The 20,693-nt window shown below is 61.0% G+C and carries 19 protein-coding genes; 6 read left to right on the plus strand and 13 right to left on the minus strand.

Annotation, left to right across the window (positions count from 1 at the left end):
* Window positions 1-184 precede the first annotated feature (184 nt).
* Window positions 185-778, plus strand: a complete 594-nt coding sequence (locus CCOS865_RS06720) for a GNAT family N-acetyltransferase (protein WP_244216067.1) — start codon at window positions 185-187, stop codon at window positions 776-778.
* Window positions 775-1,134 (plus strand): cupin domain-containing protein, encoded by a 360-nt coding sequence (locus CCOS865_RS06725; RefSeq protein WP_119139116.1) that lies wholly within the window; start codon window positions 775-777, stop codon window positions 1,132-1,134. Before CCOS865_RS06720 ends, CCOS865_RS06725 begins: the two co-directional genes overlap by 4 nt.
* 210 nt (window positions 1,135-1,344) lie before the next feature.
* On the opposite strand, the gene CCOS865_RS06730 is transcribed toward CCOS865_RS06725, so the two are convergent.
* The 3 genes from CCOS865_RS06730 to CCOS865_RS06750 all read right to left on the minus strand — a co-directional run bounded on the left by CCOS865_RS06730 (window position 1,345) and on the right by CCOS865_RS06750 (window position 6,155).
* The gene (locus CCOS865_RS06730; RefSeq protein ID WP_147406493.1) at window positions 1,345-3,228 is read right to left on the minus strand and encodes a DnaJ-like cysteine-rich domain-containing protein; all 1,884 of its coding nucleotides are present in this window, start codon (window positions 3,226-3,228) and stop codon (window positions 1,345-1,347) included.
* A 507-nt stretch (window positions 3,229-3,735) separates the two neighbouring features.
* Window positions 3,736-4,614 carry an SGNH/GDSL hydrolase family protein gene (locus CCOS865_RS06740; protein ID WP_119139122.1) on the minus strand — a complete coding sequence of 293 codons (879 nt, stop codon included), beginning with the start codon at window positions 4,612-4,614 and terminating at the stop codon, window positions 3,736-3,738.
* A 626-nt stretch (window positions 4,615-5,240) separates the two neighbouring features.
* A complete protein-coding gene (locus CCOS865_RS06750; RefSeq protein WP_119139205.1) occupies window positions 5,241-6,155 on the minus strand; it encodes a LysR family transcriptional regulator in 915 nt (304 codons plus the stop codon).
* Window positions 6,156-6,275: 120 nt separating this feature from the next.
* Between CCOS865_RS06750 and lysA the strand changes: the two genes are divergently transcribed.
* Entirely contained in the window at window positions 6,276-7,511 is a 1,236-nt protein-coding gene (gene lysA / locus CCOS865_RS06755) for a diaminopimelate decarboxylase (protein ID WP_119139124.1), read from the plus strand.
* A gap of 31 nt (window positions 7,512-7,542) precedes the next feature.
* Here the strand turns inward: lysA and CCOS865_RS06760 are convergent, their stop codons facing one another.
* Together CCOS865_RS06760 and CCOS865_RS06765 are read right to left on the minus strand one after the other, a co-directional pair.
* Window positions 7,543-7,992 carry a GNAT family N-acetyltransferase gene (locus CCOS865_RS06760; protein WP_119139126.1) on the minus strand — a complete coding sequence of 150 codons (450 nt, stop codon included), beginning with the start codon at window positions 7,990-7,992 and terminating at the stop codon, window positions 7,543-7,545.
* A gap of 16 nt (window positions 7,993-8,008) precedes the next feature.
* On the minus strand, window positions 8,009-9,097 hold the full coding sequence (locus CCOS865_RS06765) for a PDZ domain-containing protein (RefSeq protein WP_119139128.1): 1,089 nt from the start codon (window positions 9,095-9,097) through the stop codon (window positions 8,009-8,011).
* A 223-nt stretch (window positions 9,098-9,320) separates the two neighbouring features.
* Between CCOS865_RS06765 and CCOS865_RS06770 the strand changes: the two genes are divergently transcribed.
* Entirely contained in the window at window positions 9,321-9,767 is a 447-nt protein-coding gene (locus CCOS865_RS06770) for a GNAT family N-acetyltransferase (RefSeq protein ID WP_119139130.1), read from the plus strand.
* A gap of 81 nt (window positions 9,768-9,848) precedes the next feature.
* Here the strand turns inward: CCOS865_RS06770 and CCOS865_RS06775 are convergent, their stop codons facing one another.
* The 4 genes from CCOS865_RS06775 to CCOS865_RS06790 form a co-directional block, all read right to left on the minus strand.
* On the minus strand, window positions 9,849-11,024 hold the full coding sequence (locus CCOS865_RS06775; protein ID WP_119139132.1) for a M20 aminoacylase family protein: 1,176 nt from the start codon (window positions 11,022-11,024) through the stop codon (window positions 9,849-9,851).
* Between the two features lie 15 nt (window positions 11,025-11,039).
* Window positions 11,040-12,677, minus strand: coding sequence for an APC family permease (locus CCOS865_RS06780; RefSeq protein ID WP_119139134.1), 1,638 nt, complete (start codon window positions 12,675-12,677; stop codon window positions 11,040-11,042).
* A gap of 77 nt (window positions 12,678-12,754) precedes the next feature.
* Window positions 12,755-13,978, minus strand: a complete 1,224-nt coding sequence (locus tag CCOS865_RS06785) for a diaminopropionate ammonia-lyase (protein ID WP_119139136.1) — start codon at window positions 13,976-13,978, stop codon at window positions 12,755-12,757.
* A gap of 80 nt (window positions 13,979-14,058) precedes the next feature.
* Window positions 14,059-15,318: a Zn-dependent hydrolase gene (locus CCOS865_RS06790; protein ID WP_119139138.1), complete on the minus strand. Its 1,260-nt coding sequence runs from the start codon at window positions 15,316-15,318 to the stop codon at window positions 14,059-14,061.
* 171 nt (window positions 15,319-15,489) lie between these two features.
* On the opposite strand from CCOS865_RS06790, the gene CCOS865_RS06795 reads away from it, so the two are divergent.
* On the plus strand, window positions 15,490-15,954 hold the full coding sequence (locus tag CCOS865_RS06795; protein ID WP_119139140.1) for an Lrp/AsnC family transcriptional regulator: 465 nt from the start codon (window positions 15,490-15,492) through the stop codon (window positions 15,952-15,954).
* 12 nt (window positions 15,955-15,966) lie between these two features.
* On the opposite strand, the gene CCOS865_RS06800 is transcribed toward CCOS865_RS06795, so the two are convergent.
* Complete coding sequence (locus CCOS865_RS06800) at window positions 15,967-16,521, minus strand: helix-turn-helix domain-containing protein (RefSeq protein WP_119139207.1); 555 nt, start codon at window positions 16,519-16,521, stop codon at window positions 15,967-15,969.
* 70 nt (window positions 16,522-16,591) lie between these two features.
* Here CCOS865_RS06800 and CCOS865_RS06805 point away from each other — a divergent pair, with 70 nt between their 5' ends.
* On the plus strand, window positions 16,592-18,007 hold the full coding sequence (locus CCOS865_RS06805; RefSeq protein ID WP_119139142.1) for an L-lactate permease: 1,416 nt from the start codon (window positions 16,592-16,594) through the stop codon (window positions 18,005-18,007).
* A 105-nt stretch (window positions 18,008-18,112) separates the two neighbouring features.
* Here CCOS865_RS06805 and CCOS865_RS06810 read toward each other — a convergent pair whose 3' ends face one another.
* The 3 genes from CCOS865_RS06810 to CCOS865_RS06820 form a co-directional block, all read right to left on the minus strand.
* The gene (locus CCOS865_RS06810; protein ID WP_119139144.1) at window positions 18,113-18,610 is read right to left on the minus strand and encodes a RidA family protein; all 498 of its coding nucleotides are present in this window, start codon (window positions 18,608-18,610) and stop codon (window positions 18,113-18,115) included.
* Between the two features lie 35 nt (window positions 18,611-18,645).
* Window positions 18,646-20,037 carry an NAD(P)/FAD-dependent oxidoreductase gene (locus CCOS865_RS06815; RefSeq protein ID WP_208644508.1) on the minus strand — a complete coding sequence of 464 codons (1,392 nt, stop codon included), beginning with the start codon at window positions 20,035-20,037 and terminating at the stop codon, window positions 18,646-18,648.
* Between the two features lie 167 nt (window positions 20,038-20,204).
* Complete coding sequence (locus CCOS865_RS06820; protein WP_119139148.1) at window positions 20,205-20,675, minus strand: hypothetical protein; 471 nt, start codon at window positions 20,673-20,675, stop codon at window positions 20,205-20,207.
* Window positions 20,676-20,693 lie beyond the last annotated feature (18 nt).

Below are 20,693 nucleotides of genomic sequence, written 5' to 3' on the forward strand. Positions count from 1 at the left end.
TTGGCGTTCAAGTTAGCAGATTCAAATCGTCACGCAGCGTGCTTTGAGCATGGGGCAGCGTCGCACGCCGTGCCGAAGGTGTTCGCCCAGAGCATGATGGCAACCGTTCAACCCGCCTACCCTGCCCCCTGTCAAAGGCGTAATCCTTGAAAACTAACCCCCCGATCCCATGGGAGCACTGTACATGCCTGTCGACTTCAGACCCGCTCAAGCCTCGGACGCGCACGATATTGCGCGCTTCTTTCAACTGACATCGGAGGGCATGGCCGATTACATATGGAGCAAGCTTGCCGCGCCTGGCGAGGCATTGCTGAGCGTCGGTGCGTCTCGCTATGCCAGGGAACAGGGCGACTTTTCCTACAAGAACTGCCTGATGGCCACTTTCGAAGGGCGCGTCATCGGCATGATGCACAGCTATACCTTGCGCGAGACCCCTGACAGGCCTGTCGAGACAGACACGGTCCTCGCGCCCTATTCCGACATGGAAATACCCGACACCTTGTACATATCCAGCCTGGCCCTGGATGAGGCCTGGCGCAGCCAGGGGCTGGGCGTCCAGTTTCTTCGCCACGCCCAGCAGCGCGCTGAGGACGCTGGCCTGGATGGGCTATGCCTGATCGATTATGCAGAAAACCACGGTGCACGCCGCTTCTACGAACGTCACGGTTTTCAGATTGTTAAAACCTGCCAGATCGTTGCGCACCCGATGCTGGGCGTAACCGGTGAAGCCTATTTGATGTATCGCCCTACCCACAACGTGCTCGAGAAAAAACCATGAACAATAAACTGACCGTGTTCCGCGAACTGGATATCCAACCGGTGCGCGACCTTCCCTTTTTTGAAGAGGTCCTGGAAGGCACCCCTCATACGCTGACGTCCAAGTACTATCACGATGAACAGCAAGGTCGCATTTCCGGAGAGTGGGAAGCCAGCACCGGAGCGTGGCGCATCGACTACAAAGTCTGGGAGTTCTGCCATGTTCTGAGTGGATGCTGCGTCATCGAGCTTGAGGGGTGCGCCCCCATCAGACTGGCCGCTGGCGACACGTTCATTCTCGAACCGGGCGCCAAGGGCAAGTGGACCGTGCTGGAAGACATGAAAAAGAACTTCGTGATCCTCTTGCCCGCGAGCTAGGCACCGGGTCGCGTTTCATCGAGCGCCGCGCAAGGACAGGCCACAACAGCCCTCTACCTCATGGCTGCGCTGTCACGCCTACAACTGAGCCTTTGTGGGAGCACCCGAACCCGCTGATAGGGAAAGGTCTATCCCCAGAATGCCAAAGGCCCAGCAGATGCCGGGCCTCAGGTGTTTACCGCAATGTGCGCGTGGGTTGCGCTAGAGTGATCAGGATTTCTCCAGGAACGCCCGTCGAATGCCGGTTGTGTTTTCCTCCTGAAGCATCAGCCTCATCATCTTCTCACCCCAGTGAATCCCCGCCGCCTTGTACCGAATGATCGCAATCGTGAGGGAGAGCAAATAGATCTGAGGGGTAATCACCACGAACCACGCGAACACCTGGCCCATATTCAGGTGAAAGGTCGGGATCAACGATGAGAACTGCAGTGGAACGAACTGGGAGGGATGCAGCGCCATGAACATCTGCACAACCGCCATGCTCGGCACTGCAAGAATCAACGCCTTCAGGAACGAACCGGTAGTCCAGTTCCACAGCCTCGGCGCAAGCAGAGGGAGGGTGAAGCGGTTGAACAGCAGGGCGGCAAGCATCCAGCACGCGATAAGCAGGTAGTCGATGTCGTACCTGAACCGGTCAAAGAAATACTGCATTGGGCTCATGAATGCGTCCGAAACCCCTTTGGGGTCCACCAGCACCGCAAGAAGCCCAAGACACCACTCGGCCTTGCTGTGCTCGTTGGTTGCGTCCATGTGCAGGATGCTCATCAGCCCGTAGAGGACGAACAGCACCCCGAACAACGCGTTGGCCAACCCAAACACTGCGCTCCAGCGAAACTGCTTGAACGAGGTCAGAATATGGAGCGTGGAGAGGTTGCGGGCCATGGAAAACGCCATGGCATCACTCGAGGTGATGATCCCCTTGCGAACCGGCGAGCATTCATCCAGGCCTTTGCCCTTGGCCTGCTCGCTGACCAGCTCACGCGCGATCTTGCTGCTCGATGCCTGGAACACCTGCTTGAGGTTCTTGTGATCCTGCACGCCCTCCAATGTCTTCTTGAAACCCCCGCTGAGGATATTGTCCAGGAACACAGGGACCAGCGCCGGCCCAATGAACTGGCAGGTGCCGTTCATGCCCTGGAAGCCAACCTGCGCCTGCGCAGCCACGACGTGCCCGGTACCAACGAACACATTCGGGTTCTCATTGGCGCGCTCGTAGCGGTCGACACTGAAGACGGTGCTGCACTCGGGGGCGTTCATCATCTCCTTCAGGGCTGGCGCAAGCCATGGCGCAGTGAGGTTCTTCCAGCCGTACGAAACCTTGGTCTGGGCATAGACGTTCAGGTTGTATTCGTAGGTCAGCTGGCACGCGCCCCTGCAGCTGCTGCATTGGACTTCGCCCTGGTGGCATTGCTGGCAGTTCTGCCTGCCTGCCCCGTTGCACCCGTTACAGGTCATGGTGCCTGTCGCATGGCAGCGATAGCAGGGGCTACCTGTTTTGCCGGTACCGTAGCACTGGTTGCAGCGGTCGCCCATTCTCGCGCCAGAGCCACCGCATCCAGTGCAATAACGACTGTGCGAGGTGTTCCCGGTGCCGCTGCAGTTAGTGCAATGCATCCGGGGATGGCCATTACATTCGCGGCAGGTGTGGTACATCGTGCCGTTACAGGTGGAGCAATCATGCTTGCCCCGTCCGTTGCACCCCCGACAGTCCTCTACGGTATAGCAGTATGCGTCATCGCTGAGGATCAGATGCTTGGTGACAGGCTCCCGGTAGAGCTCTGCATTCCCCTTGAGGTGACCTTGCATGAGGTCGCGCATGTAGGTCGCATCACTGAAGATCTGTTCGTGGCGCTGAGCCAGAACCTCACCAATGTACTCCCGACTATAAGACGGGCCTGCCGCGTACTGAACCTGACGGCTCACGGGTTCGCTTGTGTAGGAAGCGGTCACCGTATAGGTGATGTCAGCCCTGTGATTTTCGATTTCCTTGACCGCAAATGGGTCTGTGACTGCTACGCCAAAGGCATGCTCCGCTTTTGACTTGAGCGAATGCGCGATGTCACTTGGTTTGAATCCATCTGTTGCTGCTGCCATTACCGACCCTGGACCTTGAATACTTTTACGTGGTGCATGCCATTCTGCCACCAACGCTGATGCTCTGGCACCCAATTGAGCGCCTCCAATCACCTGTGCTAGAGGGCTTGATCCTTGATTCACGCGTGAAAATGCCCAGCGATGCCGGGCATGCTTCGGGCGAGTATCGAAGCAGTTGCGGCTGCGTTCGAGCCGCCATGCAGGTCTGATGGGTCGAGGTTTTCAAGTAACGGGCAACCATTGAGATAGCTCCCCCTCCAACTCTCCGCTAAGGGTCGATAGCGGTCATCCGCGACTGGCTGCTTCCGACCCATAGCTGTCATTCGCTGAGGTCAGCTATTGGCCGATAGCAGTCGGTCACAGATGTTGGCCATCGGCTGCATCATGCGTTATTTCTCTCTGCCTGCTGTTGTGCACGTTAGTCTGCGATATATAGCCTGCCCGCTTGCCGAGTTCGGCAACAGCAGTTTCAGCGGCGTCAGATTTGGATCGTCTATCTCACTACGGTCACAGTCGAATTTCATATCCTGCTGCTTTTGCAATTTCCTGCGCGGTTGCTCTGGCGCCTGCTTGCGTGGGATGGAAAGCCGCGCCATGTTGCGGGCTTAGGCCATTTGTCCAAGGCTCACGCGCGCAAGCATCATGACCTTTACCGATCGTCGCCATATCGACCAGCTTCGCGCCACCTGCCAATGCCGCTGCCCGAGTGGCGTTCGCTAGTTGATCGGCCACAGGCCTCATAAGGGCAACCTGCTCCTCAGTGAGATTCAGAGCCTCGCACGTACCTTGTTCCGGTAGAACAGCTACGTAGGTAGCCACCACTATCCGGGCCGACGGGGCGCGTTCTCGTATGCCGGTAATGGCTGCTCGAATGTCAGCTTCAACTTTGGCGATATTGCGCTCAGATAGAAGGTGCGGGGCGGGCATTAATAGCCCTACGACCTTGCCTATAAACCCTCCGCGATTGTGATACCCCATTGCAACGAGATCACCAATGTAAGAGATGTCATTGCCCCCTGATGTCAGTGTCACCAATTGGGTCGACGATGTGACGGCATCAAGCTGAGGCCCTTGGAAGAACTGTCCGCCGTTCAGTACGTGTTCCGCTGTGGAGCCGGAGCAAGTCATGTCGACCAGTGACAACCCGGTGGCGCGTGCCAGTTGTTGCGGATAGCCATTCACGCTGCGTTGGCAGGCGAACGGGCTCCCGAGTGCTCGATCACCGAGTCCCAGGCCAGCCGCATATGAACTGCCGAGCGCGACGTACTGGGGATCACCAGAGGGCTTGAGCCGTCCTTGATAAATTAGAGTAGCCACAATGGCGAGGGTGCAGGCTGCCACCACAGCTGCTACGCCCAGTGAAATACGTTTAACACTGCGGTTCATTACATATCCTGTTGCAAGCGCTTATATTGGATCAGCTCAGCCCCTTGGCGTTAGAAGCTGGGGGTATGGCCTTTACATCAGTACGTGGTCAGCCTGTTCAGATTTACTCAGTCTCGCACTTTTCCCCGAGCACAGACGTGATGAACCGTCGTACTTCTTGGTCGATTTCTTGCCCTTCCGGTGAGCCGGGGAAGCCCGTGTGTGGGCCTGCCTCTTGCACGTGAAGTTCCGCATTTACCTTGGCTGCGCGCAATGCGCGATGCATGCGCACAGTATTGGAGAGATAAAGGTCTCGCGTGCCAGTTGTTGTCGTTGATGGCCTCGACCAGTTGCCTTTCGCCGCTGGCATGGACTGGACTGACATATAGAGGGAACAACGCAATGAGGCAAATCGAGAAAAAGGGTGAGCAGCGGGCAGCTTTGCGCATGGGGCGGACAGCTCTGAGGGGATGACGGCGGAGCCCACGAAAGGGCTCGGCTAAGACTGCCCTCCGCCACACAAGTTTCACCCCCAGCGGGTACAAATTTCTCGCTGGAACAATGCCTTAGTTAAAGGCTCACTCCTTCATTTCAAACCGACAAAGCAAGGTCCACGCAGGTGACGTGGCAAGTTGCACTTCGCCGCCTCAGCAATCGTTGCTCAACGTCTCTGTCATCTTCCGCGCCTGCGTACGCAACGCCTCGCAGAACAGATCCACCGCCGCCGATCCTGGCCTGTGGTCTGGGCGTATCAACATCACCTTGTAAGGCACGCAGACATTCAACTTACGAATCGACAGCCCACGTTGCGCAGCTTCGAGGCCACTCAGCGGGTTGATGACCGCCACCCCCAGCCCCTGCCGCACCATCGCGCACACCGACGCCGCATTACAGGTCTCGATGACCGTGCGCCTATTCACGCCAGCCGCTCGAAAACACTGGTCCAACTGCTGCCGATAAGTGTCCAGGCTGGAGAGGTTGATGAAGTCCACTTCGTGAAAATCACTGAGATCAAGCCGGGGCTTGCGGAGCAAAGGATGTTGATCCGGCAATACGCAGACCATGCTCGCACTGAACAGCAGTTCAGCAGATGTGCCGCGTGGGGTCTGGTCGACTTCGGTCAGCCCCAGGTCATGTTGTTGCGCGACCAAGGACTCTTCCAGCAAGGGAGACTCCTGCGCCGTAATCATCACGCTCACACCCGGATGATCGCGATGAAACCGTTGACACACCTCGGGCAGCAACGTCTGCGAGAACAGTGGCAAGCAGGTGATGGCCAGCCTCCCATGCTCGAAGTTGCGAATGGCCTGGGCGTAGCGATCGATCCGCTCCAAGGCGATGTAGGAACGCTCGACCTCCTCGATCAACAACAACGCCTGGGCTGTCGGCTTCAAGCGTCCGCCTTCGCGCTCGAACAGGCACAGCCCGACCAACTGCTCCAGTCTCGCCAGCTCACGGCTGATGGTGGGTTGAGAGGTGAACAGCAGGCGTGCGGCACCTGTCACGCTGCCGGCGGACATGATGGCTCTGAAAATCTCGATATGGCGAAAGGTAAGCTTCACGGCAGGCCCACAACAGAACGTAATACCCATATCAGATATGAATAGCATCGCGATAAAAAGCTATTTTTGTAAATTGCTTGATGGGTTCAACCTCGTAGCACTTCTGGACGAGGACCTCCCATGACTGAAAACGCCCCCTTCGCGCTGCTGGCTAATGCCGCGCGCGATCACGGAACGCCCCTTTGGGCATACGACGCCAAGATCATCACCGACAAGATCGACGCCCTGCGCGGCTTCGACACGGTGCGCTACGCGCAGAAGGCCAACCCCAACCTGCATATCCTGCGCCTGATGCGCGAACGCGGCCTGATGCTGGATGCGGTATCCCTGGGTGAACTCGAGCGGGCCTTGGCTGTTGGCGCCCCGGTGGATAGCCAGCCGGCGGGCGTTGTGCTGACCTGCGATGTGCTGGACCAGGTGACCCTGGCGCGGGTGGTCGAGTTGGGGATCGAGGTCAACGCAGGCTCCATCGACATGCTCCGGCAGTTGGGTGAACGCTCGCCGGGGCACCGGGTGTGGATTCGCATCAACCCTGGGTTCGGCCATGGCCATAGCCGCAAGACCAACACAGGCGGTGAAAACAGCAAACATGGTATTTGGCACGAGCAGCTCGGCGAGGCGCTGGACTGTGTCCGGGCCTACGGGCTGAACCTGGTAGGCGTGCACATGCACATCGGCTCAGGGGTGGATTACGCGCACCTGGAGCAGGTCGCTCGCGCGATGATCAGCCTGGTGGGGCAACTGGGCATGGATATCGAGGCGTTCTCGATCGGCGGGGGACTGTCGGTGCCTTACCGTGTCACCGACACGCCGGTCGATATTCAGCGCTATGCCCGCACCTGGGCTGCGGCCAAGGCGGAAATCGAGGCAATGCTTGGCCACGCTGTGCGGATGGAAATCGAGCCGGGTCGGTTCCTGGTCGCAGAGTCTGGCTACCTGGTGACCGAGGTCCGCGCGGTGAAGCAAATGGGCGGCAACACCTTCATCCTGGTCGACGCTGGCTTCAACGACCTGATGCGGCCAGCGTTGTATGGCAGTTACCACCGCATGACCTTGCTCGACGCACACGGCAACCCGGTGTCCCGGCCGTTGCGGCCCACCCAGGTGGCCGGGCCGCTGTGCGAGTCGGGCGATGTGTTCACCCAGGACGAACACACCTTGGTTGCCCAGGACCTGCCGCAGGCCTGTGTCGGTGATCTTCTGGTGATCCATGACACGGGCGCCTACGGGGCATCGATGTCATCGAACTACAACAGCCGGCCGTTGTTGCCTGAGGTGTTGATCGAGGATGGGCGGGTTCGGCTGATCAGGCGGCGGCAAACCATTCAGGACCTGCTGGATCTGGAGCAGATCTGATTGGCATGACCCACCTGCCAGGCGCTGGCCTTCATGAGGCCAGCCGCTTCTCCATCGGCTGGTAGACCAGCCCGGCGAACTCGCCCACTTCACCCGCCAGGACGAACCCGTAGCGCTCATACGCCGGCACTGAGGATAAGGATGCCTTGACCGTCACCACCTCAGCCCTCGCCTGCTCCAGCGCCGCCTGCATCAGGCGCGTGCCGACCCCTCGGCGCTGCCAGTCCGGTGCGACAAACATCATCGCCACGTGACGCCCTTCCTTGAGTTCGATCACCCCTTTCACAGCACCCTCCGCCACGCAGACCAGCATCAGGTTGTCGCCCTCCATGCGCGCTGCAAAGGCTTGCGCCGATGCCACCGCGCCAAAGGTTGCCACCCCTTGCGCCGAGAGCGAGGGCGCAACCGCCTGGGTGAACGCGTCCAGGCACAGGGCGCTGGCGCTGGGTAAGTCGTCTGGGGTCAGTCTGCGAATGTTCATGGTCGTCGTCCGTGTTTCAGGGCTGCCAGAGGAGCTTCACGCTGGTGGAGTTGGTGGCCAGGAACGTAGGGTGTTTGCGCGCATTTTCTTCCGCTTCGAGGAACGTGTTCGCGTTGCCGATGCCCTGGCTGCAGATGCCGAACGCCTCCTTGACCGTCGCGGGATTCACGCCCTGGCTCAGCAGGTACTGCTTGAACTGCTGACCGACCACTTTTCCGCGCTCGGCGGCATTGCTGGCCGTTGCGCCCGGCAAGGCGAATGGCGTGCTCAACCAGTAGCTGCCGCCGCCAGGGATGAGTGTGCCTGGCATCGCCGAGGCAAAGCAGTAGATGTGCGAACCCGTCGCCGCGTAGATCGGCGGCGGCTGGGTGCCCGACAAGGTCGCGACCAGACTGACGCTGCTGCGGTTGCGCCATAGTTTCAGGGTCACCGGACTGCCCGCCTTGGTCGAGGCAAGGTAGGCGACCAACTGGGTGGTCTGATCGAAGACCTGACCATCGATGGACTGGATCACGTCAGCGGCCTTGATCCCCGCTTGGGCCGCGGCGCTTCCCGGGATAACGCCGGTTACCAGCACGCCGTGGCCGTCGGGCAATCCCAGGTCACGGACCAGCACGTCGTGCAGCTTGTCAGCCGGAAGCAACGAGGCGCCCAACCAGCCCCGGCCGGACGTTGGCGGAGCGACATTGGCGCTGAGCGGTGCCGCGTTTGCAGTTGGCGCCGTGCTGGCGGCAGGCGCTGTATTTACAGCCGGCGCCGTGGTCGGTGCCACCGTGGCGGCGACCTCAGCCCCGGCCGGGCAGCCTTTTTCCGCCTTGACCTGGCGAATAGCTTCCAGCGCCGTCGGCACGACAGCGTGCTCGCCGGGCTGGGCCAGGGTGGTTCTCAGCACCCCGTCAGTGCGCGCCAACTGCGGGCAATCCTGCCCCCGATACATGTCCTTGAGCGGGGTCAGATGGTCGATAGGCTCCGGATCATCCGGCGTATAAGCAGCCTGGGCCAGGGTCAGGCCGATGCCAGCCGGATCGAGCATGCAGCCCTGCAGGCTGGACACTGCCGCCCCAACGACCAGTAGCCGAGCTCCTTTTACCAGCAGATTCGCCATGTTCCTTCCCCGCACGCGATGATTGTCACAGAACGATAATGGCAAGATGCCTTATGTCAATCCGTTCGCGGTGAAATACACCCATAACTGCGGTGCTTACGACATCTCTTTTCGTATAGAACCTGGAGCGCCCGGTCCTGGTCGGCATCCGCAGAAGGCGCTGGAGTTGCACCCAGCACCTGCGTCGGACAGTATCGAACCACCCGCAACCTGAGTGACCGATATGATCCGCCTGGCCGAAGCGAGTGATGAAGCCAATATCAGGACGTGCGCCAAACTCGCCTATGCGCGCTATGTGCCAGCGATCGGCCGTAAGCCCGCCCCCATGGTCGCCGATTTCGCCACGCAGATAGCGGCAGGCGCGGTCTATGTGGCGACGGATGAGCACGACTGCGTCCAAGGTTTCATTGTGTTCTACCGCAACGAGGAGCATGTCCTGCTGGAAAATATCGCCGTCCTGCCCCGTGCAGCCGGGCGCGGCGTGGGCCGCTCGCTGATCAGCTTCTGTGAAGAGGCCGCTCGGCAACTCGGTATCAACGCAGTGCATCTCTATACCAACGAGAAGATGACCGAAAACCTATCGGTCTATCCAAGACTCGGGTACACAGAGGTGGCGCGGCGGACAGAAGACGGCTTCCAGCGCGTTTACTTCGAGAAGCACCTCACCTGACCGATGACAGGCCCTCCAAGCGAGGGTTCTTCATCAAGTGGCACGCGCTGAACCTTCAGGCGGATGTGCAAGGGCGCGACGTCAAGCATTGCCGACAGGCAGACTGATCCGTACCACCTCGGCAAAATACCGTGCCCCTGTGGCCAGGATCTCATCGTTGAAGTCGTAACCCGCATTGTGCAGCGGTATCGCCCCCTCCAGCCCCTGCGCCCCATTGCCGATGAATACGAAGTTGCCTGGCACCTGTTGAAGGAATGCGCCGAAGTCCTCCGAAATCATCATCGGCGACACCCCGCCGTCGACAGCCTGTTCTCCCACGACATTACGCGCGGCAGCAATCGCAATCTCGGTGTTTTTCGCCCAGTTCACCGTAGGCGCAAATTCATGGGTGTAGGCAAACTCGCACGTCGCTCCGTGCATGTGGCAAATGCCCTCACTGATCTCGCGCATGCGCTTCTCGAGCAAGCGCTGCACGTCAGGGCTGTAGCTGCGGGTATCGCCCTTGATGATGACGTGCGTGGGGATCGCGTTGCGTATACCGTCGGTGATGAACTCGGTGCAGGAAACCACCGCCGACAGGCTCGGATCGACATTACGCGACACAATGGTCTGCAACGCCAGAACGATCTCGGCGCCGATCACCAGAGGGTCGATCCCCATGTGCGGGCGCGCCGCGTGCGTGCCGCGTCCGTGGAGTTGGATGACGAAGTTATCCTCGCTCGCCATGATCCCGCCGGCCCGTGTGGCGATATGACCTGCGGGCATGCCTGGCATGTTGTGCGCCCCGTAGATCGCGTCTACCGCAAACCGCTCGAACAACCCGTCGGCCATCATCGCCTTGGCACCCTGGCCATGCTCCTCCGCCGGCTGGAAAATGAACCTGACGGTGCCGTTGAAGTTTCGCTCACGGCACAGCAGCTCGGCCGCCCCCAGCACCATCGCCATATGACCGTCATGGCCACACGCGTGCATCTTGCCGTGGTTGCACGACGCATGCGCGCGCCCGTGCGCCTGTTCGGTGATGTTCAAGGCATCCATGTCGGCGCGCAGGCCGATCACGCCAGTGCCCTCGCCCACCGTAAGGCTTGCAACCAGGCCGGTTCCGCCGATGCCCCGGTGCACCTCCAGGCCCAGCTCGGTGAGGACGCTGGCGACCTCGTCGGACGTGCTGAATTCTTCAAAGCCAGTCTCCGGGTACCGGTGAAAGGTGTGCCGCCATTGTTTCAGGCGTTGCTCGAACGCTTGGTCATTGCTCATGTTTGAACGCTCCGATTATTTGACCAGCGCAGGGCTTGGATCAGATGGCTGGGCAGCAAGCTCGGCATTTGCCGGCTGGCAGCTCTGCCAGAGGCTGCTTTCACGCAGATAAGGGGTGCGATAGCCACTGCTCACCCCCAGTCGGTAGAAGGCGTAAGCGACAGCAGCGACGACGGCCATGTCCACGCCCTCGGGCAGGATGCCGATACCGCCGAAGGCTTCACTGCCGATGTAGGACACCAGCGCAATCGCCGGCAGATAGCCGATCAACCAGAGCGCCGCGCGCAGCTCACGCCTGAAATCCGTCCAGCCGCTTTTGCGCTGGTAGTAGAAGTAGAGGGGCAGCGCACCGACCACCAGCAGGATGACCTGGCCGGTCAGCGGCCAACGCGCCCAGTACAGCACCAGCGACGCACAGATGAAGGCGAACGGGGCGATGATGTGCAGCCCCTTCAACCGCAGCGGGCGCTCGACATCCGCGGCATGCACACGCAACGCCATCGCGCTGATAGGCCCGGTCAGGAACGAGATCACCACCGCTACCGAGATCACCGCCGCCAGCGTGCCCCAGCCACGGAAGAAGAACAGGAAGATGAAACTCACCGCCAGGTTCAGCCACATCGCCTGACGCGGCACGCCGTAGAGTGGATGGAGGTTGCCAAACACCTTCGGCAGCGTGTTGTTCTTCTCCATCGCATAGATCATCCGCGCGGTGGTCGCGGTATAGATCGACCCCGTGCCCGAGGGGCTGACGAACGCATCCAGGTAGAGCAGCATCGCCAGCCAGTTGAGGTTCAGTGCCAAGGCCAGTTGCGCCAAGGGCGAGTCGAAGTTCAGGCTGTGCCAGCCCGAGACGATGCTCTCAGGGCTTACTGCACCGATGAAGGCGACCTGCAGCCCGACGTAGATGACCAGGGCGATCAGCACCGAGCCGATCAACGCAAATGGGATGCTCCGTCCAGGGTTACGGGCCTCCCCTGCAAGGCTCACCGGGCTCTGGAAGCCGTTGTAGCTGAACACGATCCCGCTCGCGGCCACGGCAGTGAACACAGCGGACCAGCCGTAAGGTGCGAAGCTCGAGAGCGACCCGTCGCCAAAGTTTTCAGTGTTGAAACTGGTGGTAACCAGCACTACCGCAGTCAATGCCGGGACCACCAGCTTGAACACCGTGATGGCTGTATTGGTCTTGACGAACAGCTTCACGCCCCAGTAATTCAGGCCGAAGTACACCAGCACCAGGGCTGAACTGGCGATCAGGCCGGTGCTGGTCAACTCGCCTTGGTGCATCAATCCCTTCGCCCAAGGGAATGACCACGAGGCCATGTACTGGATCGAGGCAATCGCCTCGATGGGTATGACCGAGACGATGGAAATCCAGTTGGCCCAAGCGGCCATGAAGCCCACCAAGGATCCGTGGGAGTAACGCGCATAGCGCACCATGCCTCCGGACTCGGGGAACATCGCCCCCATTTCCGCATAGGTCAGGGCAATTGCCAGCACCACCACGGCTCCAATGATCCACGCCAGGATTGCCGCCGGCCCGGCGATTGCCGAGGCATGCCAGGCGCCGAACAGCCAGCCTGAGCCAATGATCGAGCCGAGACCGGTCAACAGCAGCGACCACGGGCTGATGTCGCGTTTTATCGTGTTCATGCAATCTCCGATTATTTTTTTTGTGTGGAGCGACCAAGGGCTCGTCGCAAGCCCTTGGTTGTGGCCTGCCTGGCCGATCAGGCGGCGGGTGCCCAGGCGCTTTGCCGGGCCAGCACGGACACAGCACTCTCGCCCAGCAACTCGGTGTAGACACCCGGGGCCGTCGCACCCTCGGTGCTGATCAACAGCACCCGCGAGTCAGCGTTGAGACCCAGGTCAGCCGCACGGCCTGCGTCTTTGGCCAAAAGACCCAGGGCGGCCAGCCCGGCGACACTCGACTCGCCCGCCACCAGCGGTATGTCCCGCGCACTGCCCGCGGCCAGCCGGCGCATCGCAGCAATGGCCTGGTCATCCTCGATGGTCATGAAGAAGTCGACGCTGGATTCAAGAAAACGCCAGGCCAGAGGCGAGGTTTCGCCACACGCCAGGCCGGCCATCACCGAGTCCACCGAGCCGGTCGCCCTGGCTGGTTTGCCGGCAAGCGCGCTCTGGTACAAGCAGTCAGCCTGCACCGGCTCGACCATGACGAAGGTCGGCCGCGCTTCGCCGTACTGCTCCCACAGGTAGCTGACGATGCCGGCGGCCAGGCCACCTACCCCGCCTTGCAGAAACACGTGGCTGAACGCAGGTTGTGCCACGTGGGCTGCGGTCGCTTCGATGATTTCCGCGGCGATGGTGCCGTAGCCCTGCATGACATCGCGGGGGATCACTTCGTAGCCTTCGTAGGAGGTATCGGAGACGACGATCCAGTCGTTGCTGGCGGCCAGCACCGCCGCGTGCTCGACGGACTGGTCGTAGTTGCCGGTGATGCGCACGATCTGCGCGCCGTAGGCGGCGATGGCCTGCTCGCGCTCGATACTGACCTGTGCATGCAGCACGATCACGCAGCGGCAACCCATGCTCTGCGCAGCGGCGGCCAGGCCTTTGCCGTGGTTGCCGTCAGTGGCGCTGATCACGGTGAACGCCCCTAGCCGCTCGGCGTACTTGCCTTCGAGCAGCGCACGCGGGTCGAACTGCTGCTCAGGGAAGGTCCGCAGGATCAGCCGGACCAGCGCGATCGGTGCCCCCAGCGCCTTGAAGCTGCCCAGCACCGAGCGTACCGATTCGTCCTTGACCAGGACCTGCGCCACGCCGAGTTCATCGGCCAGGTCGGGCAGTGAATACAGCGGAGTCGCTCCGGCGTTTAGCCGTGACCATTGGCACAACCACTGACGGCTTTCATCGGCCTTGGCGATGCTCATGACCGCTTGCAGCGATTGCGGGTACGGCTGGCGGCTGGCCTTGGGATTGGCGATAAACATGCAGCACTCCTTTCAACAGGCAACAGGAAGCCCGTGCCGCTGAAGTCAGGCCTCAGCGGGTCGGGATATAAAAGGGGTAATCAGGCGGTGGTAATACGGCGACTCACGACATCGAGCAGTACCCGTGCACCCTGGATCAACTGGTCATCGTCAGTATGCTCACGAGGGTTGTGGCTGATCCCACCACGGCTGGGCACGAAGATCATCGCGGCCGGCGCGATGCGCGCGACCATCTGCGCATCATGCCCCGCGCCCGAGGTCATTCGCCGATGGCTGAAGCCAAAGCGCTTGGCAGAGGCTTCGATGTCGTCGGCAAGCTCGGCGTTGAACTTCACCGGCTCGAACCGCACCAGGCGCTCGGTAGTGATGCTGACCCCTTCATGCTCGGCCAGCGCGTCGAGGTACTGGTTCAGGCGCCTCTCGGCCGTCGCCAATCGGTCCTCATCGGGATCGCGCAGGTCGACCGTGAAGGTGGCCTTGCGCGGGATGACGTTGATCACGTTGGGCTCGAACCTCATGCAGCCCACCGTCGCCAACGTGGAGCCCGCCTCCAGCGCCATCGCGCGAAGCTCGGCAACGATGGCGCTGGCGACGAAACCCGCGTCATGACGCAGGCGCGTCGGCGTAGTGCCGGCATGGTTGGCATTGCCCTTCACCTCCACCTGCTGCCAGGAAATCCCCTGCAGGTTCTCGACAACGCCGATCAAGGTGTTCTCGGCCTCGAGTACAGGCCCCTGCTCGATGTGCAGCTCGATGTACTCATGCGCAACGATGGCACCGGGCTCAAGCGAACCGGCGTAGCCGATACGCGCCAGCTCATCGCCAAGGCGGGTACCGTCGGTGCCCAGCGTGTCCAGCGTGTCCAGCGCCGCTTGCACCGCCAGGCCACCTGCGTAAACCAACGAGCCCATCATATCGGGCTGATAACGCACACCTTCCTCGTTGGTGAAGGCGGCGACGGTGATGGAGCGCTGCGGCAGCACGCGCGCATCACGGTAGGCACGAATGACCGCCAACCCGGCGAGCACGCCGTAACAGCCATCCAGCGCACCGGCGTTGGTCACGGTATCGATGTGCGAACCCATCATCAGCGGGCGTTGATCACCCGCATCGCTGGACGCACGCAAGGTGCCGAAGATATTGCCGATGCGGTCCACCTGCACCTCCAGGTCAAGCTCGCGCATCCAGCCAACCAGCAGGTCGCGTCCGGCTTTTTCAGTATCGGTCAGGGCGATACGGGTTCTGCCGCCCTGTTCGACGTCTTCGCCGACTTGCCCCAGGGCGTGGATCTGCTGCAGCAGCCGCGCGCCGTTCAGCTGCAGTTGTGTAGTTGCGGTCATCCGACTCTCTCCTCCAGTGCCGCGGCGCCTTGTGGCACTCACGCCCTGTTCGTGTTCATTGGAGGAATTTTATTCGGTTGCGGCGTATGAAAATCTTGATTTACAGCGAGGATATGAATTTCTATTACGCTTTTACGGGCTTTTGCCCCCTTCGATTACGGACTGCTCTCAATGACCCTCGATCACTTCGACCTGGCCTTGCTCGATGCGGTACAGCGCGATGCAGGGACGTCTCAGCTCGACCTTGGCGCCAAGGTCAATCTCTCTTCGGCCGCTGTAAACAGACGCCTGAAGAAAATGACCGCCGATGGGGTCATCCGCGGCACTGTCGCGCAAGTGGATGCGCAGAGCCTGGGTTATACCCTCACCGTCATTACCGAGGTGGAGGTGGAGAATGAGCGGCTGGATCTGCTCGATGACATGAAGCGAACGTTCCTGGCCTGTCCGCAGGTGCAGCAATGCTTTTATGTCGCGGGCGAATGCGACTTCGTGCTGATCCTGCTGGTGAGGAACATGGAGCAGTACACCCAACTCACCCGCGAGCTGTTCTTTGAAAGCAACAACGTGAAGCGCTTCAAGACCCTGGTGTCGATGAGTAACGTAAAGACGGGGTTGTTCGTACCTACTGCGGACTAAAATGGAGCCTGCCTAGCGAAGGATGGTCAGAATGAAATGCGCGGGAGCCTCTCCAGGATTGACGAACCAATGCTCGCAGTCCGCTCTTACCGTTGCGGTATCGCCGCCCTCCAGTTGAATAACCTGGTCAGGCGCGTGCACCTCCAGCCTCCCCGCAACCATGTGAAAGATCTCCTTCGTGCCTCGCTTGTGCGCGCCGAAACGTGCTGATGAGGCCCCGGCAGGCACGCAGTACGAGAGCAACTCCACCTCAGGGCTGGGCCTGGCGAGCGTCAGACGCACGATGCCCGTTCTTTCGTCTTCGAATCGAAGGTTCTCGCCAGCACGCACAACCTCCGCGCTTTCCTGCTGAACAAGCTCAGACAGATCGCAACCCAGCCCCTTGGCAATGGCGAGCGCGTTACGCAGGCTCGGATTCAGGATGCCGCGCTCCAGGCGCGAAAGCGCAGCGCTGGACACCCCGCTGCTTTCCGCCAGCTGGTCCAGGGTGATGCCCAGCTCCTGCCGCCGCTGCCGCACGCCACTGCCAAATTGATCCGACTCAGCGTGTCCGATGTCTTCTTTCATCATGTACCTATAGTGTTGCGACTTGCATATGTGCAAATATAATTGCCTATACGCAAGCAGCGAGCAAAAAATGAACGCACTTCTAGCCGCTTCACCCGTTTTCTCTTCCGTCCTGGCCTTGGGGCTCGGCATACGGGCTCTGCACGCCGCACTCCTGGGGGTGATCGCCGCCGTTCTCGCGGCGATTATCGCCTTTCCGATCGGCGCTGCGGAAATAACTGCTGCGGTGATCCGCTGGGTGCCGTTGGTTGCCGAGGTCGTGCTGATCATTGGCGGTGGCTTGCTGATGTCCGAGGTCCTGCGCCACGCGGGGGCCCAGGCCGCGCTTGCGAACTGGATCAAGAACAGGGTGGGCACGGGGGTAGGCGCTGTCCTGCTGGTGGTACACGGCATCACGCCCTTCGCTGAATCGGTGACCGGCTTCGGCATTGGTGTGACGATCGGGATCCCCCTGCTGGTGTTCATGGGGGTGCCCGCACGGTTGGCGGCCTTGATCGGACTGCTCGGCCTGTGCGCGGTGCCGTGGGGCTCCATGGGGCCCGGTACGATGATTGCGGCAGGGCTCGCCGGGATTCGCTTCGACGACCTGGGCGTGGCATCGGCGATGTTCAGCTTGCTGCCCTTCACGGTAAACGGGGTAGTGGCGGCCTGGCTGGTCAGCGCGCCGCAAAACAGGCCTCGTGCACTCGCGTTGGCTGTGTTGTCAGCCGTTGTGCTGACTGCAGCGATAGCGCTTTCGAACATCGCCTTCGGTACCGCCCCGGCCGGTGCGCTGGGCACTGTCGTGATCATCTGTCTCCACCTACTCTGGGGCGCGAGAAGCAAGATCGCCAGCGAACCCCTCAGCCCTATCGGTCGACGGGCGCTGCACGCGTACGGCGTACTGCTGGGTGGCGTGTTGATCGTCGGCACCCTGCTGAAGCTGTCGCAGCTTCCCGAGTATTGGCGTTACCTGGCTTCGCCTGCGCTGTGGCTGTTCATTGCAGCGCTGTGGTTCTCGTCAGGTCGTCCGCCCGCCGAGCCGCTTTCACGGGCGCGAAAGTCGTGGCTGCAAGTGGCGCCGGTCACCGTCCTGTTTATCGTCATGGGTATCGTCATGTCCGTGACCGGCACGGCTGCGTTCATGGCGCGGGTGCTGTCCGAAATCGGCTCGGGCTACCTGGCGATCGCCCCGTTCGTGGGCGCGATGGGCGGGTTCGTGACAGGGTCCAGTAGCGGGTCCAATGCGATGTTCGCCGCGACTCAGGCAGAGATTTCGCGTTCGCTGGGCATGAATGTATTGATGTTCATGGCGATCAACAACGTCGCGGCGGCCTTTGCAACGCTGGCTTCACCGGGGCGCATCGAGATGGCTATTCAACTGGCTGGCGAGGACGCGGCTTTCGAGCGGCGCTGGATTCAGCGGATGGCGATCGGGGTGGTGGTGCTTGTTGCGGGGCTGCTGGCGGTTATCAATGTGCTGCTGGGGTTCTACCTGTCCACGTGATGAACACGTGAAAGGTGCGCTGGGCAGCGCCAGCAAGCGAACGGGAGTTCCAGAGGCTGCCGCAGCCCGGGCATCGCTTGCCCAAGCTGCGGCCAGGTCTCAGCGTTACGGACGAACCGCAGTCACTTCGATCTCTACGCGCCAGGCCGGATCAGCCAGGCCTGCGATCTGGAACGCGGAGCGCGAAGGCAGGTTAGGCTGCTTGGCGGTTGGCCCGAAGAACTGGGTGTAACCGGCCATGAAGCCGTCGAAGTCCATCTTGCCGCCGTTCTCTGGGCCGCCGACCAGGAAGACCTGCATCTTCACCACGTCCTTGAGGCCGAGACCCAGCGATTCCAGCTGCTTCTGGATGTTCTCCAGCACATTGACGGTTTGCGCCTTGGTATCGCCATAGGATTCCAGCGAACCCTTGGCAGCCTTGGCATTGATCACCGATGGCACGCTACCGCTGAGGTAGACGACCGTCTTGCCTGCCGGGATCTCCACTGCGGACGAGATCGGGAAGCTACCTGCACCGTGACGCACGACATCCTGTGCGTAAACGGCGCCGGTACCGGCCAGGGTCAAGGCCAATGCAGCAGCGGTCTTCAGAGCAAATTTCATGGTTCTTCCTTAAATGATTGCCAAGAATCAGACGGTTAGAATCTGTACAGGCTGAAAGCGGTCGGGTCCAGTACGGGCGCCTTGCCCAGCAGCAGGTCGGCGGTCAGCTCGGACGACACTGGGCTCTCGGTCATACCCCAACCCGTCGCGGTATTGATGACCAGGCCTGGGTACTCTTTGACGGTCGAAATGATCGGGTTTTCATCCGGTGCGATCGCCATGGCGCCGCTCCACTGATCGATCAGCTTCGACTCGCCGAAGGCCGGGAACTCGACCTTGAGTTTGGCCAGCGAGGCGTTCAGCTCTGGCAGGTCTGGCGCCGCGGTCATCAGGCGGTTCTTCTCGAACGGCGACACCTCATCCAGCTTCCAGTGGGTCGGCTGCAGGAACGAGTCGATCAGCTGCTTGTTCAGTGCGATGTGCACCGGGAAGTCAGGGATGGCCAGCAGCGGCATGTACTTGTAGCCATACAGGAACGACTCCTTGACCACCGGCGCCACGACCACGCGTGGCGAGGTTGCATAGGTGCCGTCGGCCTGCTGGCGGAAGTAGATGTTGCCAGGCAACGCGACGTTGCCGCCGGGTGCACGAGGCGCCGCGGAGATGATCTGCTGCGACTGGTAGGCAGGCAGGGTCGGGACATCGACGCCCAGGTTCTGCATGAACAAGCGCGACCACGCACCGCCAGCAACGACCACGCGGGAGGTCTTGATGGCGCCCTTCTCGGTCACCACGTCGGAGATCGCACCGGCCTGGGTTTCCAGACCCCTTGCAGCGCATTGGGTGTAGATCTTGACGCCGATTTTCTTGGCGTACTCTGCAACCACATAGGAAGCGATCTCGGCGTCCAGGCTGCCCGAGTCTTCTTCGAAGCCCGCGATCGTCCAGCGTGAAGCCGCGCCGTCGAGTCGCTTCTCGAGCTCACGGCCTTCGATGATGCGCGTCTTGAACGGGATGTCGGCGCCGACTTCCTTGTGCTTGAGGTCGATCCACTTGCGCACGCCTTCCAGGTCTTCTTCATCGAAAGGCACTTCGACGCGACCCTGGGTGCGGTAGCTGGTATCGGCACCGAGCTTGGCATTCATTTCGCGCCAGCGTTGCTTCGCCATGTGGTGCAACTGGAAGGTCGCATCGGGCATCTTGTAGGTCATGACCTGACCATAGAAGCGGCAGGACTGCTCGCCAGCGATCTCGCCTTTGTCGACGGCAACCACCGACAGGCCACGCTCAGCGAGGTTGATCGCGGTCATCAGCCCCAGAATACCGGCACCCACGACAACCACGTCGGCTTCCTTGGGAAGCGGCCCTTCGGTGCCTTGTACGAAACCAAACCTCGGTTTGCCGGGGATCAATCTACCTTCACGCGTTAGCATTGGGGTAAGTATCCCCGCGCCACCAACAACGGCCACGGCTGCGCCACCGATCAACAATTTCCGCCTGGTGATACCCAAAACACTTTCCTTTTTCAATGGGTTATCGACATGATAGGCGGCTATTCTGGTGACGCCCCGGTGCCGGACAAATCGCTGGGGGCAAAAACTTAGTTCATCTTTTTCTAAACTATCGATCAACCGTGCACTTTTTTAGAGCAGATTTACGGATTGTTCGAGGCCGCACCCACCAACCCCGCCAGCGCCTGGCGCAGGCTGGCCAGGTCGTTGAAACGCCGCTCGCGCACCACCGCGCCCTCCTCCATCTCCAGCCACTGCACGCTGTCCCGGTCGCCGGCATAGCGCTCGGCGACCTGGCCGTCGCGGTCCAGCAGAATCCGGTACTGCGCCGAGCGCATGGACGGCACCAGAACCGCCTGGACCATGCTCGGCAGCTTTTCGATATCGGCCACGAAGACCACCCCACGGGCGTCCAGATAACCCGCCGGCGTATGCTCCACCGCACTGTTGACCAGCCGGGCGCTGGACATGCTGCGGGCGATCATCAGCACGCGGGTCTGGCGGTCGAGGGTGTAGGTCTTGTCGAACTGGTCACTGAGTGTCCAGGGCAAGGTGTCCTGGGCCACGACGTTGCCGCAGGTCAGGGCCAGGAACAGCAAGAGGTAGGTCCGCATCGGGCAATGCTCGGTAAT

It is taken from the genome of Pseudomonas reidholzensis (assembly GCF_900536025.1).
GTDB lineage: Bacteria > Pseudomonadota > Gammaproteobacteria > Pseudomonadales > Pseudomonadaceae > Aquipseudomonas > Aquipseudomonas reidholzensis.

Excerpts from the sequence above, each read along its gene's own strand:
- CCOS865_RS06720 (WP_244216067.1), top strand. The coding sequence starts at position 185 with ATGCCTGTCGACTTCAGACCCGCTCAAGCCTCGGACGCGCACGATATT.
- CCOS865_RS06725 (WP_119139116.1), top strand. The coding sequence starts at position 775 with ATGAACAATAAACTGACCGTGTTCCGCGAACTGGATATCCAACCGGTG.
- CCOS865_RS06730 (WP_147406493.1), bottom strand. The coding sequence starts at position 3,228 with ATGGCAGCAGCAACAGATGGATTCAAACCAAGTGACATCGCGCATTCG.
- CCOS865_RS06740 (WP_119139122.1), bottom strand. The coding sequence starts at position 4,614 with ATGAACCGCAGTGTTAAACGTATTTCACTGGGCGTAGCAGCTGTGGTG.
- lysA (WP_119139124.1), top strand. The coding sequence starts at position 6,276 with ATGACTGAAAACGCCCCCTTCGCGCTGCTGGCTAATGCCGCGCGCGAT.
- CCOS865_RS06760 (WP_119139126.1), bottom strand. The coding sequence starts at position 7,992 with ATGAACATTCGCAGACTGACCCCAGACGACTTACCCAGCGCCAGCGCC.
- CCOS865_RS06765 (WP_119139128.1), bottom strand. The coding sequence starts at position 9,097 with ATGGCGAATCTGCTGGTAAAAGGAGCTCGGCTACTGGTCGTTGGGGCG.
- CCOS865_RS06770 (WP_119139130.1), top strand. The coding sequence starts at position 9,321 with ATGATCCGCCTGGCCGAAGCGAGTGATGAAGCCAATATCAGGACGTGC.
- CCOS865_RS06775 (WP_119139132.1), bottom strand. The coding sequence starts at position 11,024 with ATGAGCAATGACCAAGCGTTCGAGCAACGCCTGAAACAATGGCGGCAC.
- CCOS865_RS06780 (WP_119139134.1), bottom strand. The coding sequence starts at position 12,677 with ATGAACACGATAAAACGCGACATCAGCCCGTGGTCGCTGCTGTTGACC.
- CCOS865_RS06785 (WP_119139136.1), bottom strand. The coding sequence starts at position 13,978 with ATGTTTATCGCCAATCCCAAGGCCAGCCGCCAGCCGTACCCGCAATCG.
- CCOS865_RS06790 (WP_119139138.1), bottom strand. The coding sequence starts at position 15,318 with ATGACCGCAACTACACAACTGCAGCTGAACGGCGCGCGGCTGCTGCAG.
- CCOS865_RS06795 (WP_119139140.1), top strand. The coding sequence starts at position 15,490 with ATGACCCTCGATCACTTCGACCTGGCCTTGCTCGATGCGGTACAGCGC.
- CCOS865_RS06800 (WP_119139207.1), bottom strand. The coding sequence starts at position 16,521 with ATGAAAGAAGACATCGGACACGCTGAGTCGGATCAATTTGGCAGTGGC.
- CCOS865_RS06805 (WP_119139142.1), top strand. The coding sequence starts at position 16,592 with ATGAACGCACTTCTAGCCGCTTCACCCGTTTTCTCTTCCGTCCTGGCC.
- CCOS865_RS06810 (WP_119139144.1), bottom strand. The coding sequence starts at position 18,610 with ATGAAATTTGCTCTGAAGACCGCTGCTGCATTGGCCTTGACCCTGGCC.
- CCOS865_RS06820 (WP_119139148.1), bottom strand. The coding sequence starts at position 20,675 with ATGCGGACCTACCTCTTGCTGTTCCTGGCCCTGACCTGCGGCAACGTC.